The 17,546-nt window shown below is 69.7% G+C and carries 17 protein-coding genes and 1 pseudogene; 9 read left to right on the plus strand and 9 right to left on the minus strand.

Going from position 1 to position 17,546, the window contains the following annotated elements; genetic code table 11:
- Nucleotides 1-69: 69 nt before the first annotated feature.
- Both ABZ622_RS21075 and ABZ622_RS21080 read right to left on the minus strand, forming a co-directional pair.
- Complete coding sequence (locus tag ABZ622_RS21075) at nt 70-513, minus strand: hypothetical protein (protein WP_360545255.1); 444 nt, start codon at nt 511-513, stop codon at nt 70-72.
- Nucleotides 507-965 (minus strand): ATP-binding protein, encoded by a 459-nt coding sequence (locus tag ABZ622_RS21080; RefSeq protein WP_360545257.1) that lies wholly within the window; start codon nt 963-965, stop codon nt 507-509. Before ABZ622_RS21080 ends, ABZ622_RS21075 begins: the two co-directional genes overlap by 7 nt.
- Nucleotides 966-1,173: 208 nt before the next feature.
- Between ABZ622_RS21080 and ABZ622_RS21085 the strand changes: the two genes are divergently transcribed.
- The 3 genes from ABZ622_RS21085 (at nt 1,174) to ABZ622_RS21095 (ending at nt 3,207) form a co-directional block, all read left to right on the plus strand.
- Complete coding sequence (locus tag ABZ622_RS21085; protein WP_360545259.1) at nt 1,174-2,034, plus strand: helix-turn-helix transcriptional regulator; 861 nt, start codon at nt 1,174-1,176, stop codon at nt 2,032-2,034.
- Nucleotides 2,034-2,270: a DUF397 domain-containing protein gene (locus ABZ622_RS21090; RefSeq protein WP_124720717.1), complete on the plus strand. Its 237-nt coding sequence runs from the start codon at nt 2,034-2,036 to the stop codon at nt 2,268-2,270. The genes ABZ622_RS21085 and ABZ622_RS21090 overlap by 1 nt, the downstream gene beginning before the upstream one ends.
- Nucleotides 2,271-2,397: 127 nt before the next feature.
- Entirely contained in the window at nt 2,398-3,207 is an 810-nt protein-coding gene (locus ABZ622_RS21095) for an SAM-dependent methyltransferase (RefSeq protein WP_360545261.1), read from the plus strand.
- A 108-nt stretch (nt 3,208-3,315) separates the two neighbouring features.
- Here ABZ622_RS21095 and ABZ622_RS21100 read toward each other — a convergent pair whose 3' ends face one another.
- Nucleotides 3,316-3,732, minus strand: coding sequence for a cupin domain-containing protein (locus tag ABZ622_RS21100; RefSeq protein ID WP_360545263.1), 417 nt, complete (start codon nt 3,730-3,732; stop codon nt 3,316-3,318).
- 52 nt (nt 3,733-3,784) lie between these two features.
- On the opposite strand from ABZ622_RS21100, the gene ABZ622_RS21105 reads away from it, so the two are divergent.
- Together ABZ622_RS21105 and ABZ622_RS21110 are read left to right on the plus strand one after the other, a co-directional pair.
- Complete coding sequence (locus ABZ622_RS21105) at nt 3,785-4,750, plus strand: helix-turn-helix domain-containing protein (protein ID WP_360545265.1); 966 nt, start codon at nt 3,785-3,787, stop codon at nt 4,748-4,750.
- A 30-nt stretch (nt 4,751-4,780) separates the two neighbouring features.
- Complete coding sequence (locus ABZ622_RS21110) at nt 4,781-5,230, plus strand: YchJ family metal-binding protein (RefSeq protein WP_360545267.1); 450 nt, start codon at nt 4,781-4,783, stop codon at nt 5,228-5,230.
- Between the two features lie 28 nt (nt 5,231-5,258).
- Here the strand turns inward: ABZ622_RS21110 and ABZ622_RS21115 are convergent, their stop codons facing one another.
- Both ABZ622_RS21115 and ABZ622_RS21120 read right to left on the minus strand, forming a co-directional pair.
- Nucleotides 5,259-7,334, minus strand: coding sequence for an MDR family MFS transporter (locus ABZ622_RS21115; RefSeq protein ID WP_360545269.1), 2,076 nt, complete (start codon nt 7,332-7,334; stop codon nt 5,259-5,261).
- 58 nt (nt 7,335-7,392) lie between these two features.
- Nucleotides 7,393-8,220 carry a hypothetical protein gene (locus ABZ622_RS21120; protein ID WP_360545271.1) on the minus strand — a complete coding sequence of 276 codons (828 nt, stop codon included), beginning with the start codon at nt 8,218-8,220 and terminating at the stop codon, nt 7,393-7,395.
- A gap of 80 nt (nt 8,221-8,300) precedes the next feature.
- On the opposite strand from ABZ622_RS21120, the gene ABZ622_RS21125 reads away from it, so the two are divergent.
- Nucleotides 8,301-9,554 carry a cytochrome P450 gene (locus ABZ622_RS21125; protein ID WP_360545273.1) on the plus strand — a complete coding sequence of 418 codons (1,254 nt, stop codon included), beginning with the start codon at nt 8,301-8,303 and terminating at the stop codon, nt 9,552-9,554.
- A gap of 44 nt (nt 9,555-9,598) precedes the next feature.
- Here ABZ622_RS21125 and ABZ622_RS21130 read toward each other — a convergent pair.
- The 4 genes and pseudogenes from ABZ622_RS21130 to ABZ622_RS21145 all read right to left on the minus strand — a co-directional run.
- Nucleotides 9,599-10,810 (minus strand): annotated as a pseudogene (locus ABZ622_RS21130) (acyl-CoA dehydrogenase family protein); the annotation flags it as partial.
- Nucleotides 10,811-10,814: 4 nt separating this feature from the next.
- The gene (locus tag ABZ622_RS21135; protein ID WP_360545275.1) at nt 10,815-11,288 is read right to left on the minus strand and encodes an SCP2 sterol-binding domain-containing protein; all 474 of its coding nucleotides are present in this window, start codon (nt 11,286-11,288) and stop codon (nt 10,815-10,817) included.
- A gap of 87 nt (nt 11,289-11,375) precedes the next feature.
- The gene (locus ABZ622_RS21140; protein ID WP_360545277.1) at nt 11,376-11,639 is read right to left on the minus strand and encodes a hypothetical protein; all 264 of its coding nucleotides are present in this window, start codon (nt 11,637-11,639) and stop codon (nt 11,376-11,378) included.
- A gap of 213 nt (nt 11,640-11,852) precedes the next feature.
- On the minus strand, nt 11,853-13,067 hold the full coding sequence (locus ABZ622_RS21145) for a helix-turn-helix domain-containing protein (protein ID WP_360545279.1): 1,215 nt from the start codon (nt 13,065-13,067) through the stop codon (nt 11,853-11,855).
- A gap of 963 nt (nt 13,068-14,030) precedes the next feature.
- On the opposite strand from ABZ622_RS21145, the gene ABZ622_RS21150 reads away from it, so the two are divergent.
- The 3 genes from ABZ622_RS21150 (at nt 14,031) to ABZ622_RS21160 (ending at nt 17,290) form a co-directional block, all read left to right on the plus strand.
- Nucleotides 14,031-14,681, plus strand: coding sequence for a hypothetical protein (locus ABZ622_RS21150; RefSeq protein ID WP_360545281.1), 651 nt, complete (start codon nt 14,031-14,033; stop codon nt 14,679-14,681).
- A 130-nt stretch (nt 14,682-14,811) separates the two neighbouring features.
- Nucleotides 14,812-16,278 carry a DUF6801 domain-containing protein gene (locus tag ABZ622_RS21155; protein ID WP_360545283.1) on the plus strand — a complete coding sequence of 489 codons (1,467 nt, stop codon included), beginning with the start codon at nt 14,812-14,814 and terminating at the stop codon, nt 16,276-16,278.
- Nucleotides 16,279-16,330: 52 nt separating this feature from the next.
- Nucleotides 16,331-17,290: a hypothetical protein gene (locus tag ABZ622_RS21160; protein ID WP_360545285.1), complete on the plus strand. Its 960-nt coding sequence runs from the start codon at nt 16,331-16,333 to the stop codon at nt 17,288-17,290.
- The last annotated feature ends 256 nt before the right edge of the window (nt 17,291-17,546 follow it).

Here is a 17,546-nt window from a genome sequence, read left to right on the forward strand (position 1 = left end):
CATCGCCCCGACCCCTCGCCCGCCATCGATCCGTGCCTCACCGGAATCCGGTGACCGCGCCCGGCGTCGTCACGGAGCGGATACGGCTCGCTCGCCGCCGGACGATACCCAGGACGGCGTCACACCGGTGACCTGGCACACCATCAGGAACAGCGGGATGGGCGGGGTGTACGGCGTGAGGTTGTCGGGCTGGTGGATCAGCCGGGGCCGGACCGCGGGGACGAACGCCCCCTTCGCGTAGCAGGCCTGCGAGGGCCAGTCCAGATCGAGGTCGGAGCCCGCGGGCACGATCCACCACCAGCGTTCGGCGTCCGCGAAGACGCAGCCGGTGCGCGGCAGGTGGGACATCAGCCGGAAGCCGTACCGGGCGGGCACCCCCACCGCGTCGCACCCCAGGCTCGCCGACAGGGCGGGCGGCAGCGGCAGCTGGACCGTGCCGACCGGTCCGGCGGCGGGCCGCAGCTCGCGGGGGCGCCGGGTGCCCAGGAGATGGGACATCGCGTTCTTCAGCATGAGCGCTCCGAGCCGTGCGGCAGTTCCGCCCAGACGATGCGTCCCGAGCCGTTGCCCGCGTCGCGGGAACCCCAGGAACTGCACATCGCGTCGACGAGCAGCAGGCCGCGTCCGTGCTCGTCGTCCGAGGTACGGCGCAGCTGCGGCCCGCCGGGCTGGTGTCCTTGGTCCTGCACGGCTATCCGCAGCCGTCTGTCGAGGCAGCGCAGCTCGCACAGCACGCGAGCACTCATGGTGTGCACGACCGCGTTGGTGACCAGCTCCGAAACGATCAGGATCGCCGAGTCATGGGCGTCCGCGTCGAACTGCCACTGGTCGAGCCGGGCCCGGGTCAGCCGCCGCGCACCCGCCACCGATTCGGGGTGCGCGGGCAGGGCGAAGCAGTACCGGAGCGCCTCCGTCCCGGGACTGAGATCCATGAGCCGGGGGATGAGCGCACTGCCAGGTGCCACAACCGATTCCTCACAGTGGGGGCTGCGTCACGCTCCGCACACCCAGGTGAAATGAGGGCGGTCGTGACATCGTGAACTGGTTCACTCACCAACTCTCCCCCTGTCGTGAACACTTGGCAAGGGGCACTCTGAAATTTTCAGAGTGGCTGTGTTCTGGTCGGCCCGCGCATGGCACACTGCTCAAAAACAGCGCATGGGGAGGTCTGAAGTGAGCGAACCGCGGTCCGCCCCGACCGTGGGTCAGGTCGTTCTCGGCAAGCGCCTGCAGGATCTGCGGGAGCGTGTCGGCCTGAGCCGTGACCAGGCTGCCAAGGTGCTGCGGGTCGCACCTGCGACGATACGCAGGATGGAGACCGCCGAGGTCGCTCTCAAGATCCCTTATGTACAGATGCTGCTGAAGGCCTACGGGGTCTCCGACTGCGAGGCCGACGCCTTCGTGGAGCTCGCCGAGGAGGCCAACAAGCCCGGCTGGTGGCAGCGGTTCCACGACGTGCTGCCCGACTGGTTCAGCATGTACGTCAGCCTGGAGGGCGCCGCGAGCCTCCTGCGCATGTACGAGCCGCATTTCGTCCCCGGACTGCTGCAGACCGAGGACTACGCGCGCTCGGTGATGCGCACCGGAGCCGTGGGCCAGACCAGACCCGAGGACATAGAGCGCCATGTGGCGCTGCGGATGCAGCGCCAGTCCCTGCTGACACGGCCGGACGCCCCGAAGCTGTGGGTGGTGATGGACGAGACGGTGCTGCGCCGTCCCGTCGGCAGCGTCGAGGCCATGCGGGAACAGATCGACCGGCTGCTCGAAGCGACCGAGCTGCCGCATGTGACGCTGCAGATCGCCGAGTTCTCGACGGGACACCACCCGGGCACCTACGGCCCCTTCGTCCTCTTCCGCTTCGGCGTCCCCGAACTCCCCGACATGGTCTACAGCGAGTACCTGACCGGTGCCGTCTACTTCGACGCGCGCCCCGAGGTGGCCTCCTACCTCGAAGTCATGGACCGCATGGCGGCTCAGGCCGCAACTGCACAACGCACGAAGGAAATCCTCCGGGACTTCCGCAAGGAGCTGTGATGGATCCCATATACAACGGCATGCCGGCCGCCGAACTCGGCTCCGAGGGCTGGCACAAGCCGTGGAGCGGTGGGAACGGAGGCAATTGCGTCGAAGCGATGAAGCTGTCCGACGGCAGAATCGCCGTACGCCAGTCCGCCGATCCCGACGGCCCGGCCCTGATCTACTCCCCGCGCGAGATCGCCGCCTTCATCCAGGGCGCCAAGTCCGGCCAGGCGGACTTCCTGCTCACCTGATTCCGCGGCCTCCCGGGCGGGCCGGCCCCGCACCCGGACCGGCCTTCCTGCCCGAATCCGCAGCGCCGGGGCCGTCCCGGCCCCAGACTCTTGTTGTTCGCCGACCTCTGGACCCATGGAGCGCGCTATGACCGGGCACGACCCCCGAGCCATCGAGATCGACACCACCAAGCCGCATCCCGCCCGGATGTACGACTGGTTCCTCGGCGGCAAGGACAACTACCCGGTCGACGAGGAGATGGCCCGTCAGCTGCTCGCCCTCGACGCACGGGGGCGGGACATGGCCCGGGTGAACCGCGCCTTCATGCACCGGGCCACCCGATGGCTCGCCGAGAACGGCGTCCGCCAGTTCCTGGACATCGGCACCGGCATACCGACCGAGCCGAACCTCCACCAGATCGCCCAGCGGACCGCCCCGGACGCGCGCATCATCTACTGCGACAACGACCCGATCGTCCTCGCCCACGCGGCGGCCCTGCTGCGCTCCACCTCGCAGGGCGCCACCGAGTACATCCAGGCCGACGCCCGCAAGCCGGAAGCCATCCTCGAAGAGGCCGGCCGGGTACTGGACTTCGACCGGCCGGTCGCCCTGTCGCTGCTCGCCCTGCTGCACTTCCTGGACGACGAGGACGGCGCGGCCGAACTCGTCGACCGCCTCGTCGAACGGCTCGCCCCCGGCAGCTACCTGGTGCTCTCGCACACCACCGGGGACTTCGACCCCGAGCGCGCGGCGGAGGCGTCCGCCATGTACCGGGCCCGGGGGATGACGCTGCGCCTGCGCTCCCACGCCGAGTTCACCACGTTCTTCGCCGGGCTCGAACTGGTCGAGCCCGGCGTCTCGCTCTCCGCGGACTGGCACCCCGAGCTCGGCGAGGTCGTCGAGGTCCCCGGCGACGAGCCGATCCCCGGCTACGCGGGCGTCGCCCGCAAGCCCTGACCGACGCCGCACCCTCCTGGTCCGGCCGGTTCCGGGCCGTTCCGGACCAGGAGGTCCTGGCCACCACCGGCTCCGGCGCAGCGCCGGACCAGGCAGGCGCCAGCCCCTTCAGCTCCCCAGCTCATGGCCGGTCGTCGCGTCCACATGGCCGGGAACCTCGTCGTGCCGGTCGCCCACCGTCGACGTACCCGACGGCTCGAACAGCAGCAGTGAGGCCCCCTCGGCGGAGTGCGGCTTGTGCCAGGTGCCGCGCGGGACGACGAACACCGCGCCCCGGCCGAGGGTGACGGTCCGCTCCCCGTCCGCCTCGCGCAGGTGGATGTCCAGGGCGCCGTCGAGCACCTGGAAGAACTCGTCGGTGTCCTCGTGGACGTGCCACACATGCTCGCCGCGGACCTTGGCGAGCCGCACGTCGTAGTCGTTGACGCGGGTCACGATCCGCGGACTCCACAGCGTCTCGAAGGTGTCGAGCGCATCGCTCAGCAGGACCGGTCCGGGGCTGTTCTTCGTCGTGTCATCGCTCATGATCCCCATTCTCGGCGTGGTGTCCGCACCCGTCGAGTGCTAGGAATCGCACATGACGCAAGATTCCTCGCACCGGGTCGCCATGATCGTGTCGGCCGGTTCCAACCCCTTCGAGATGGGTGTCGCCACCGAACTCTTCGGGCTGCGCCGTCCCGAGCTGCCCGTGCCCTGGTACGCGTTCGAGCTCTGCGCCGGGACCCCGACCGTGCGCATGCACCACGGCTTCTTCCAGCTCTCCGGCGTCGCGGGACTCGAAGCCGTCGACCGCGCCGACACCGTCATCGTCCCCAACCGCCCGGACCCCGGCACCGCACCCGACCCGGCCGTCCTCGACGCGATCAGGCGTGCCGACGCCCGGGGCGCCAGGCTGGTCAGCTTCTGCACCGGGGCCTTCACGCTCGCCGCCGCCGGGGTGCTGGACGGCCGGCGGGCCACCACCCACTGGCGCTGGGCCGAGGAATTCGCCGCCCGCCACCCGCTGGTCCGGCTCGACCCCGACGTGCTCTTCGTCGACGAGGGCCGGATCATCACCGCGGCCGGGAGCGCCGCCGCCCTCGACACCGGACTCCACATCATCCGCACGGACCACGGCGCCGAGATCGCGGCGGCCGTGAGCCGCCGGCTGGTCTTCGGCGTGCACCGCGACGGTGGCCAGCGCCAGTTCGTCGAGCACCCGCTGCCCGACGTCCCCGACACCTCGCTGGGCCCGCTCCTCGCCTGGGCCGAGGAACGCCTCGGCTCGGACCTCACGGTGACCGGCCTCGCCGCCCGCGCCGCCGTCAGCCCGGCCACCCTGCACCGCCGCTTCCGCGCACAGCTCGGCACGACCCCGCTCGGCTGGCTGACCGAACGCCGGATCACACTCGCCCGGCGGCTGCTGGAGCGCGGCGAGGAGCGCCTCGACGTGGTCGCCCGGGCCAGCGGACTCGGTACGGCGACCAACCTGCGGACCCACTTCCGGCGCAGTACCGGACTGACCCCCGGCGAGTACCGCCGCCGGTTCACCCCGGCCCTCTGAGCCGGTCCCGCCGCAGGTCACAATGGACGCATGTCACGACGCACAAAACGACCGGGACGGCCCGCCCCCGCCGCAGCACGCATCCCCGCGGTCACCGCGGAATCGCCGTGCCCGTGCGGCCTGCCCGCGACCTACGCCCACTGCTGCGGCCGGCTGCACTCCGGGACCGCGGCCGCGCCGACCTGCGAGTCGCTGATGCGCTCCCGGTACGCCGCCTTCGTCGTCCGGGACGAGGCGTATCTGCTGCGCACCTGGCACCCGGACACCCGGCCGCCTTCCGTCGATTTCGACCCCGGGATGCGATGGGTGCGCCTGGAGGTCCTGGAGACGACCGACGGCAGTCCGTTCCACACCACGGGCACCGTCACCTTCCGCGCGCACTTCACGGACGACGGGCGGCCGGACTCGCTCCACGAGAAGAGCCGCTTCGTCCGGCACGACGGCGCCTGGGTGTACGCGACAGCGGTCTTCGTCGACTGACACCCGCGGGTGTCGCGGCCGGAGCCGGTCAGGACGCCGTTCCCGACAGAGCCTTCTCCGGTGACAGCTCCTGTGCCAGGTCCTCCGCCAGCAGCCGTTTGGCGATCACGTCCACCGCGGCCCGCAGCTGCCGGTCGTCCACCCGCTTCCCGTGCTCGTCCAGCCGCTCACCCAGCCACCGCGCCCAGGCGTCGGTGATCGCCGCCGCCTCCCGGCTCCCGGCGGCGGTGTGCGTGAACACACGACCGTCGCCGGTGAGATAGCCCTCCTCGATCATCCGGTCGAAGACCGGCACCAGCACCTCGGGCGGCAGCCGGTGCCGGGTCGCGATGAGCCGCAGACCCGCGTGGCCGACCATGCGGGTGAACAGCTCGACCTGCATCACCGCCCAGGCACCCGCCATGTCCAGCCGGGTGTCCGAATCCGCGATGATCCGCCGGGCCGTGTCGGGGCCCGCCCCGTGCAGGATCTTGGCCACGGCGAATTCGAGGAGCTTGGCCGAGTCGCCGGTGCCCGGCTGCGCGAAGCCCTCGCCCATGTCCGTCGAGCCGACCCGGGCCGTGTCCCGCAGCTGCACCTGCTTCAGGAAGAGCGCGACGAAGAACCCCAGCACCGCGACCGGCACCGTCCACAGGAACACGGTGTGCAGCGTGTCCGCGTACGCCTGGGCCAGCGGCGCGGACTGCGCGGCGGGCAGCGCGTGCAGCCCCGCCGGGCTCTGCGCCGCCTTCGCCAGCACCGCTGGATCACCGCCGGCCCGCGCCGCCGCGGCGACACCGTCGGTCAGATTGGGCTTCAGCGCGTTGGCGTAGATCGTGCCGAAGACCGCCGTGCCGAAAGAACTGCCGAGCGTACGGAAGAACGTCACGCCCGACGTCGCCGTACCCAGGTCCGCGTAGTCCACCGTGTTCTGCACGGCGATCGTCAGGACCTGCATGGCCAGACCGATGCCGACCCCGAGCACCAGCATGTACAGCGACTCCAGCCACACCCCGGTGCCGGGGCCCATCCGGGAGAGCAGATACAGCCCCACCGCCATGATCAGCGAGCCCACGATGGGGAACATCCGGTACTGGCCCGTCTTGGAGACCACGTTGCCGCTGAAGATCGAGGCGACCAGCAGCCCGAGGACCATCGGCAGCGTCCGCACACCGGACAGGGTCGCCGAGTCCCCGTCCACGTACTGCAGATAGGTCGGCAGGAAGATCATCGCTCCGAGCATCGCGAAGCCCACGATGAAGCTCAGGACCGAGCAGACGGTGAACACCGGATTCCGGAAGAGCCGCATCGGCAGCATCGGTTCCTGCGCCCGGAACTCCACGAGGCAGAAGAGCGCCAGCGCGACGAGGCCGCCCGCGAAGAGGCCGAGGATGACGGGCGAGCCCCACGCGTACTCGTTGCCGCCCCAGCTCGTCGCCAGGATCAGCGCGCTCGCCCCGACCGTGACCATCGCGATGCCCAGATAGTCGATGACGGGTCTGCCCGCGGCCTTCACCGAGGGGATCGTCCGGGCCGCGGCGACGACCACCACGATCGCGATCGGCACATTGACGTAGAACGCCCAGCGCCAGCTCAGATGGTCGGTGAAGAGCCCGCCGAGCAGCGGCCCGATCACCGTCGACACCCCGAAGACCGCGCCGATCGCGCCCTGGTACTTGCCGCGTTCGCGCAACGGGATCACATCGGCGATCAGCGCCATCGAGGTGACCATCAGCCCGCCGGCCCCGATGCCCTGCAACCCGCGCCAGACGATCAGCAGCGTCATGTTGGTCGCGAGACCGCAGAGGAAGGAGCCGGTGATGAAGATGATCGCCGACAGCTGGAAGATGATCTTCCGGCCGAACAGGTCGCCGAACTTCCCCACCAGGACCGTCGCCACGGTCTCGGCGAGCAGATACGCGGTCACCACCCAGGACATATGGGCGGCGCCGCCCAGATCCGAGACGATCGTCGGCAGCGCGGTGCCGACGATCGTCTGGTCCAGGGCGGCCAGCAGGATTCCCAGCACGATCGTCGCGAAGACGATGTTCCGGCGGCGCGGATCGAGTACGGGTGGCGCGGCGGCACTCTGCGCGACGGTCGCGGTCTCGCTGGCAGTGGTCACGCTTGCACCTTCACACCGCCCCGTCCCTCCCGCATGTGGGGGACGGCCGGACGGGTCGTCAGGCCGTCAGATCCCGCAGGGAGGCCTTCATCCGGGTCACGAACGCCTCCTGTACGGGCTCCGCCACCCGGTCCAGCGACAGATACGGATTGAGGTCCTCCAACTCGACGAGCAGCAGCTCGCCCCGCGCGGTCCGGCAGGCGTCGACCCGCTGGATGCCGTGGTCGAGGCTGTTCCACTCCACGAAGCCGCGGGCGAACGCCAGATCGGCCGAGTCCGGCGCGTACGGCTCCAGCACCCACCGCCGCTCCGGGTCCGGGGCGTACAGCGCGTACTGGAAGTCGTGGTCGATGAAGTAGAAGGACACCTCGTAGCGGAAGTCGATCCGGGGCTGGACGAGGAGCGTGCCGTCCTCGCCCTCCGGCAGCGCGGCCTCCCGTACGAACCTCAGCCCGGCCGAGTCGGCTCCCAGCTTCGGCTTGACCACGTACTCGGGGGCCTCGGGCAGCGTCCCCAGATCGGCCGCCCGGTCCACGGTGGGGATCACCGGATGACCGGCCCGGCTCAGATCGACCAGATACTGCTTGCCCGCCATGTCGCCGCGGCCGTGCAGCGGGTTGTAGACCCGGGTGCCCAGCTCCCGCGCCCGGGCGCGGAACGCGTCGTACGCCTCCTGGTAGTGGAGCACCGGACCGCTGTTGCGTATGACGACCGTGTCGAAACCGTCCAGCAGCGCGGCGGCGTCCCGGGGGTGACAGAGCGCGACATCGAACTCCTCCCGAAGCCGCGAGGTCAGCCTGATGTCCTCGTCGCAGTAGCGCCGGCCCCGCGCCTCGTAGGCGAGGTCGGTGACGAACAGGACGGACGGTCGCGAACCGGCGGGCATGGCGTTCTCCCAGGGGGTGTGTCGGCGGAGGGCTGGTCAATAGCCTTGACGGTATTGCCCGTTCACGACCCTGGAGCGTCATGACGCCTGCCCCGTACGAGCCGGTCGCACCGCAATCGCCGTCCCTGCCCGACATTCTCTCGCCCGCCTTCGCGGCCGATCCCTACGGGGCGTACCGGATCATGCGGGAGAGCGCGCCGCTGATCCGGCACGAGGCCACGAACAGTTACCTCATCTCCCGGTACGAGGACGTGGAGCGGGTGTTCAAGGACCGGGCGGGGGAGTTCACCACCGAGAACTACGACTGGCAGATCGAACCCGTCCACGGCAGGACGATCCTCCAGCTGAGCGGCCGCGAGCACGCCGTCCGCCGGGCCCTGGTCGCCCCGGCCTTCCGGGGCACGGACCTCCAGGAGAAGTTCCTGCCGGTCATCGAGCGCAACGCACGCGAGCTGATCGACGCCTTCCGGCACACCGGCGAGGCCGATCTCGTCGACGCCTTCGCGACCCGCTTCCCGGTCCTCGTCATCGCCGACATGCTCGGCCTGGACCGGGCGGACCACGACCGTTTCCACGGCTGGTACACCACCGTCATCGCCTTCCTCGGCAATCTGGCGGGCGACCCGGAGGTGGCCGCGGCCGGCGAGCGGACCCGCCGGGAGTTCGCCGAGTACATGATCCCGGTCATCCGGCGACGCCGGGACGAGCCGGGCGACGACCTGCTCTCCGCGCTCTGCGCCGCCGAGGTCGACGGGGTGCGGATGAGCGACGAGGACATCAAGGCGTTCTGCAGCCTGCTGCTCGCGGCGGGCGGCGAGACCACCGACAAGGCCATCGCCTCCGTCTTCGCCAATCTGCTCACCCACCCCGAGCAGCTCGCCGCGGTACGGGAGGACCGGAGCCTCATCGACCGGGCCTTCGCCGAGACCCTGCGCCATACCCCGCCGGTGCACATGATCATGCGTCAGACCGCGAAGGAGGTGGAGCTCAGCGGCGGTACGGTCCCGGCGGGGGCCACCGTCACCTGTCTGATCGGCTCGGCCAACCGTGACGGGTCGCGCTACCGGGAGCCCGACCGGTTCGACATCTTCCGCTCCGACCTGACCGGCACCACCGCTTTCTCGGCGGCCGCCGACCATCTGGCGTTCGCCCTCGGCAGGCACTTCTGCGTCGGTGCGCTGCTGGCCAGGGCGGAGGTGGAGACGGGGGCGAACCAACTGCTCGACGCGATGCCCGGTCTGCGGCTCGCCGACGGATTCACCCCCGGCGAGCAGGGCGTCTTCACCCGGGGCCCGCGGTCGCTGCCGGTCCGGTTCACCCCGGTCGCCGGCTGAGACCGGGGCACCCGAGCTGGAAGGGCCGGCGGGACGCGGCGGCAGCGGATGTGGCGACCGGAGATCGCCCGTGCGATGACCAGCCGCTGGATCTCGCTCGTACCCTCGAAGATCGTGTAGATCTTGGCGTCGCGGTACATCCGCTCCACGGGATGCTCCCGGCTGTACCCGGCGCCGCCCAGGATCTGGACCGCCTTCTCGGTCGCCGCCACGGCGAGTTCGCCCGCGCGCAGCTTGGACATGGAGCCCTGTCCGGCGTCGAAGGTCCGGTCGTTGCGGGCCATCCAGGCGGCCTGCCAGATCAGCAGCCGCACGGCCTCGATCTCGGTACGGATGTCGGCCAGCGCGAACGCGATCGACTGGTTCTCGATGACCGGACGGCCGAACGCCTCCCGCTCACCGGCGTACTCCAGCGCGTACTCGTACGCGGCGCGCGCGATGCCCAGTGCCTGGGCGCCGACCGTCGGGCGGCTGACCTCGAAGGTGGCCATCGCCGCCTGCCCCTTGGCGTTGGTGCCCTCGCGGGCCCGGGCCAGCCGGGCGTCCAGCTTCTCCCTGCCGCCGAGCAGACAGTGCCCGGGTACGCGTACGCCGTCCAGGAACACGTCCGCCGTGTGCGAGGCGCGCAGGCCCAGCTTCTTGAAGGTCCGGCTCGCCGCGAGGCCCTTCGTGGCGGGCGGCACGATGAACGCGGCCTGGCCGCGGGCCCCCAGAGCCGGGTCGACCGAGGCGACGACCACATGGACCCCGGCGATCCCGCCGTTGGTGATCCAGGCCTTCTGGCCGGTGAGCACCCACTCGTCACGGGCCTCGTCGTAACGGGCCCGGGTGGTCATCCCGGAGACGTCGGAGCCGGCCTGGGGCTCGGAGACGCAGAACGCGGCGACCTTCGGGTCGTCCTCGTCGCCGTAGCACTGCGGCACCCACTCGGCGAGCTGGTCCGGAGTGCCGGAGGCGAAGATCCCGGCGACGGCGAGCGAGGTGCCGAACAGCGCCATGCCGATCCCGGCATCGCCCCAGAACAGCTCCTCGTTGGCTATCTGGAGGGAGAGCCCGGTGGGGTCGCCGTACATGTCCGCGAGGGATTCGAAACCGTACAGCCCGATCCGGGCGGCCTCCTGGATGACGGGCCACGGGGTCTCTTCCCGGGCGTCCCACTCGGCGGCCGCGGGCCGGACGACCCGGGAGGCGAAGCCGTGCACCCAGTCCCGCAGATCCTGCTGCTCCTCGGTGAGGGCGAGGGAGAAACAACTCATGGGATCAGGCCTTCGGGATGTCGAAGTAGCGGGTCAGTCCCGCCGCGAGGCCGACATCGCCGGCGATCTTCAGCTTGCGCATCATGAACATGGTCACCGGATTGCCGTTGCCGGAGACCAGCTTGAGGAACTCGGCGTCCGCCATCACCAGCGTCGTGCGCGGTTCGGCCCCGGACCGGCCCTCGCCGACCGTGCAGGTGCCCTTGTCGATCGAGGTCTCGTAGACCACCTCGCTGTCGCCGGTTATCTTCCAGCGGATCAGTGCGGTCAGCGCGCCCGCCGCCTCCGGGCGGAACTGCTGCTTCATCCGGCCGAAGACCTCGCCGAGCACCCGGGAGCGCAGCTCGCCGTGCATGATCTCGCCCAGTTCCTTGGCGGACAGGCCCTTGACGATCCGGGCGAACTCCTCGGCGGAGACGGCCGCGAAGTCGAGTCCGGCCAGTTCGGCGGTGAGGTTGCCGCTGCTGTTGTCGGCCACACCAGTTCCTTACTCCGAAGTAAACTTACTTTTGAGTAAGGTAGGTGCCGGGCCGCCCCTTCGCAAGACGGGTGCCGTGCGGGGGCGTCACCAGGGGCTGCCGGGGCGCACCGCGAGCCGGGGGTGGTGCGCGGCGAGGATCTTGTTGACGCGGGCCAGGTCGGAGAGCGCCTGCTCGCGGTCGGCCCGGTCCTCGTCGCAGAGCCGCGGACCGCGGAACCTGCGTACCTCGCGCGCGGCGCAGTCGGCGTCGAATTCCGCCTGGAGGATGTGCGGCGGGATGCAGGATCCGATCAGCGCGGCGACCCGGTCCGGAATCGGCACGGGGACGAGGAGGTGCGAGGCGGTCATGGGGGGATCCCTCTCGGAATGGTCGGCCAGGAGGTGGTTCTGGGTTCGGCCGCCGGGTGCGGCGGCCGGCTTCTCCATATGTACGGGACGCGGTTCCGGGTTTCTCGTTGAGAACGTCTCCGTGTGGCAACCGTTTGAGAGTGACCGTCTATTTCGCCTTACCCGTAAGTAAGTTGACTCGTGGTGAGGACCGTGATCCGGCCGGAAGCCGACTCAGAGCGGTGTTTCGTCGCCGCGGGCCCGCAGTTGGAGCGCCCGCAGCACGGCCTCGGTGGAGAACCGGCTCTCGGGATCGGTCAGTTGCTCGCCGAAGATGGACTCCAGGTTGCGCATCCGGTAGCGGACCGTCTGCGGATGGACATCGAGCAACTCGCCCATGTGGGCCGCGGTGCCCCGGGTGTCCAGCCAGATCCGCAGGGTCTCGACCAGCCGTTCCCGGCGGGTGGCGCTGATTCCGGAGATGGGGGCCAGTTCGCGCTGGGCGAGCTGGTCGACCAGCACCGGGTCGGAGAGCAGCCACAGGGTGATGAGGTGGTTCTCGCAGAGGACGACCGGTGCGTCGTCGATGATGTTCGTGTCGACGAGTTCGAGTACGCGCCGGGCCCAGCGGATCGAGTCCGAGGCCAGGGCGATGGGCACGGTCAGGCCGATCGCGGCGTGGGTGCCGAGGAGTGCCTCGTCCAGCATGTGTCTTCGGGCGTCGTCGAAAGCTCCGGGAATCAATAAGTGCGGTTGCGGTGCGCTGAGATCGGCCAGCAGATCGCGGTCGGCCACGGCCCGGTCCAGGGCGGCGGGGGAGCGGACGGCGACCAGGGTGACCTCGTCGGGCAGCGCCCATCCGGTCTGTTCGCACAGTTCGGCGATGGCGGTACGGGGCGAGGGGCGTCCGGCGAGGATCAGGTGCAGCAGACGCCGGCGCATGGCCTCGGTCTGTTCGCCGGTCTGCGACTGCACCTCCAGGAAGCCCTCCCGGGAGAGGGATTCGAGCTCGTCGATGTAGGTGAAGAGCGCGTCGGCGAAACTGAGCATGAGGGCCGGCGAGAAGTTGTGACTCCGGCCGACCTTCTTGGCCCGGCGCAGCGCTACCCGGGCCCCGAGGCGGTAGGCGCCCTGGAGCGTCTCCATCGTGCGGCCTTCGTACGCCTCGAAACGCCCGAAGCGGCGGCACATGTCGTCGCGCAGCGAGGTCGATGCGGACGGCTCGGCGACCAGGTCCACGAAGGAGGAGAGACTCTGCTCCACGCCGACCCTGATGGTCTGTCCGTTGGGGCCGTCGAGCAGTCTGGCGTATTCCGGGTAGGCCCGGGTCACCTCGACGCCGATCTCCTTGATCAGGCTCGGCAGTTCCGGCCGCATGATGGCGGCGAATTCCTGGGGGAGCGGCCCCAGTGGATCCCCCGTGTCCAACGGCTGAATGAGTTCAGGCATGACAGTCCCCCCTGCTCTCCGGCGCCCGGTGGGGGGACGGGCGGTGGGGAAAGCGCTCCCACGAACCGACAGGTGCGTACCAAGTTCGCGATGAAGATAGACCAAGTGAGCGGTTGTGCCCACTACTTGGACAAGATCGAAGTGCAAGGGGCACATATCTCGGCCCCGTTGTGGGGCTTCGGTGCAGGTGGGACGCCAGTGCTCACTTCAGGACAATGTTTTTCGGACATCCACTCTCCCGGCAACAAGAAAGTAACCGTGGGTAACGGATTTCGGCCCGGGTGATTGGTGCGGATTCGTGCCGCTGATGTGCGTCTTCCCGGAGTGCTGTGACCGTGGCGGGGCGCGGTCATTTGCAGCCTCTCGGGCTGCGGAATTACAAGGGGAACGTGCTATTCGGGGAAGGGGAATCCTCTGGCGACGGCGGGTAAATGTCAAAACCGGTCGGCCGGAATGGATAATTCGCCGGCGGTTCGCCGGTGGTGGTGTGTTCCGCGGTCCGGGGCGGTGTTCCGCGACGCCCGGCGGGGGTTGGACCGCGCGGTGGACGCGGGGTGCCGGGGCGTCATTCGGCCGAGGTCCCGACGATCTTACCGGCGGGTATGTGGCCGGTCGGCGGGCCGGCCCGCCGACGGTGACTGCGCCTGGGATGAGTGTCCGGCGGGGGCCGGGGCGCATGACACGGCCGTAACTACTCACTTTCGTATAGAAAATCGCGGCGATCTGCTGAGTTGTCGCTAAGGCAGAATGCTTTTGCTGAGAGGCGCGGGGATTTTCTGCGCCGGGTATTGCCGCGTTGGGCTACTGGCTCGTAACGTTCGATCCGCACGGAGTTCGATCACGCAGTCGAGTCCATCGACTTCTGCGTTCCACGATGTGAGCCGCCCTTGTGCCGGGCCCATTCCCAGGGCGTGGTGCGAGGTAATCGGGTACGTCCAACTCCACTTCCCGGAGGTAAGTTCCGTGAGAAACACCCTCAGACGAGCATTGTTCGCCACGACCGTCGCCGCAGCCGCGTTCGGCTTCGCCGCCACGTCGGCCTCGGCCACCGCCCTCGCGCAGTGGACCGTGGTCAACCCCAACGCGAACGGCACCTTCACGGCCCAGCTCAAGGCGGGCACGGTGGCGACCCTGGTCGACACCAACACCAGCCAGCAGGTGGACTGCTCGGTGGGTACTGCCAGTGGCACCGCTCCGAGCGGCACGTACTCCACCGGCGTCGGCATCGCGAAGATCACCGCCGCCGCCTGGGGCTCCACGGCCAGCCCGTGCCCGGGACCGCTCGGCTCGAACTTCACGGCCTCACTCGCATCGGGTGCCGTCATCAGCATCGACGCGAGCAGCTACAGCGGTGGCATCACCTCGGGAAGCCTGTCCGGGGTCAAGGTCAACCTGACCGGTGACACCATCCTCGGCACCTGCAAGGCCGTGATCTCCGGGTCCGTGAGCAACGTGACGTACAACAACGCCACTGGTGAACTCGACATCAACACCGGCACCGGCCTGAAGGTCAACAGCGCCGACAACTGCTCGGGGCTGCTCAACGCGGGTGACTCGGCGACGTTCGACGCGACGTACAAGGTCGCTGCGCCGCTCACCATCACCTCGCCGTAACCGGACCGGAGCCGGTGGCAAGGAAGGGCCGCGGAGCGGAGTTTCACCTCCTCTCCGCGGCCCGCCGTCGGCAGGTCCCTCCGCAACACGCACGAGTGCCGAGCACCGAGACGACGGCAGGTAGGCCGAGATGAGAACAAGGACCACGGACCCGCGGCGCGCCGCGCGCATCGCCGCAGTCGGTGCGGTGACGCTCGTGGCGGGATTCATGCCGGGAACGGGAGCCGCGACCGACACCCGGACCGCCGAGGCGGACGTCGCCTACACCTGTGACCTTCCCTCCGGCGCGCAGCCGGTCGCGGTGCACATCGCGGCGGAGCTGCCGGTGACCACGAGCATCGGGACGGCGATCCGGCTCCGGGACGTGGCGCTCTCCTTCGAGCTCCCGCGTTCCGTTCTCTCCGCGTCGCCGGGGGCCGAACCGGTGGCCGTCTCGGGATCCGCGCGGATGCTGACCGAGGTCTCGCAGCGGGGCGAGTCGACGGATGTGCCCTGGCAAGGGCTGGAGATCCCGGAGCTCCCCCTCCCCGCCACGGGCGACCTCTCGCTCCGGGCGACGGGCGAGGTGCCGACGATCACGCCGAGATCCAGCGGCGACGTGCTCTTCGCCCTGGGGCAGCTGGACGTGGGCCTCGCCCCGCGCGCCGCGGAGGGCGCCGGGGACGCGCCGCCCCCGCCGGCCTTCTCGTGCAAGGTCGATCCGGACCAGAGCGCGGAACTGGCCGCGGTCACCGTTCCCCCGGAGAGCGGAACCACGCCGCCTTCAGGGGCCGCCCCCGAGCCGTCCGGGGGCACCACCCCCGACCGGTCCGGCGGCGCGAAGGCCGGACGGGCGGCGGACCTGCCGTCGGGGGGCGTGCAGCCACCCGCCGACTGCACGGTCATGACCGGTCCGCTCCCGCAGGTGCCCAAGCCGGCCCACGGCTACATGGCGGGATACTCCAACGTCAACAAACTGGCCGGGGCGATCAAGCTCAACGACCCCGGACACCTTCGCCTCAACCTGAACACGTCCGTCTCCTTCCTCAGATGCCCGACGGGCGTGAAGAGCTGGCTGACCACCGACGGCACGCTCGACTACAAGGGCAGGGCCCAGATGCCGCCGGCCGAGGCCACCTTCCTCACCTTCGGCTTCATGCCGACGACGGCGAAGGTGGAACTGATCCTCGAAGGCAGGATCGACATCGGAACGCTGGGCGACTCGGCCCCCGACCCGGAGACCAAGAAGTACAAGGAGACGACGACCGCCATCGCTCCCATGCGTGCGCGCCTCTACGACGTGGAGGTCAACGGGGAGCCGCTGGACGTCGGCCCCAACTGCCGCAGTGCGAGCCCGATGACGCTGGAACTGGTCGGCAAGGGGGCGTCCGGCGTGGGCGGCCCCGAGGGCTACACGGTGAAGACCGGGGGGCCGCTGACCGGCTACGCGGATGTGCCGCCGTTCACCGGATGCGGGGTCACGGAGGATCTCGACAACCTCTTCACCGCCTCGGTCTCCGGAAAAGCCAACTACACGAAAATGATGCAGTCCCCGCTGTGTGTCGAAGGCGTTCCGGCGAACTGTCCCGAGCCGCCGAAGCCCGAGCCCGAACGCTGAGAGCTGTTCCGCAAGCGCTGACTCCCGGACCACCAGAAAGGCTGGACCAAACATGCGAGCTGCCCCGAAAAGCGTCAGACCCGCCCTCCTCGGCGCGCTGATGGCGGTCGCCGTCGGCATTCCGCTGAGCACCTCGCCGGCGAGCGCCGCCTCCGCCCAGGAGATGAACGGCAACTGGGCGCCCTTCACCCGGTGCCCGGTCGACGACCCGGCCATGCTGGCCGCGGACGGACAGACGAACATCGCGATCTGCGTGGCCTCGCACTCCGAGAGCGGCTCCATCAAGCTCGGCAACACCCTGGCGACGACCGGTGCCAACGACCTCCAGTTCGGCGTCGTACGGAACACGGCGACGGGCGAGTCCAAGGTCGTGCCGCCCGCGGGCGGGGCGATCGTGGGAGCGCCGACGGAGATTCCCGGCGGCCTGCTCGGCCTCATGTGCCCGAGCGGGATTCCGGTGGTCAGCGACATCTGCAGGCAGTTGACGGACAACAGCCTCAACCGGGTCGTCGCCACCGTGCAGTCGGCCGGCACGCCCAGGAACTTCGACGTGGCCGCAGGGATGCAGAGCGGGAAGACGATCGTCGACATCCCGGTCCGCATCCATCTGGAGAACCCCTTCCTGGGTTCGAAGTGCTACATCGGGACCACGTCCGACCCGATCGTGCTGCGCCCGAAGAACCTCACCCAGCCGGCCATCGGCAGCAAGCGCTTCGACGCCAACGGCACGGCGAACACCGGCGGTGCGCTCAACCGCATCGAGCTGACCGGAAACGCGCAGGGCGACGCGGGCTTCGCCGTCCCCGGGGTGAGCGGCTGCGGACCCCTGACCCTCGGTGAGCTGAACTGGGCGGTCAACCTGAAGACGGCGCTGCCGTCGGCGGCCGGAAAGAACAACCTGGTGCTCAACAACGCGGCCACGTACACCGGGGGCCTGGCATTGCCCGGTGCGGCGGCTCCCCATGCCGGCCGGCTGCTTTCGGAGAGCTGGCACGCGGGAGTGGCGCGGTAGGTACCTCTCCGGTACCTCATTTCGCGGAGTACGGAGATCAGCGATGCCGCCCGCCCCGCCCGGCGCATTCTTCCGGGCGCGGCGGGCGTTTGCATACCGGTGTGCCGAAGGGCTCACTCATCGACAAACGGGCGATGCGCAATACTCACTCGCTCACAAAAACAAAAAGTCCGTCGAATGGCGTGCAAAAAGTTTACGAACCGGTATTGCGGTGGCTGGTTACCGGGCCGTAGCGTCCCGTTGAGCAGCGGGAAAA

Origin of the sequence: Streptomyces sp. NPDC007164, from assembly GCF_040634135.1 — a bacterium.
Taxonomy (GTDB): Bacteria; Actinomycetota; Actinomycetes; order Streptomycetales; family Streptomycetaceae; genus Streptomyces; species Streptomyces sanglieri.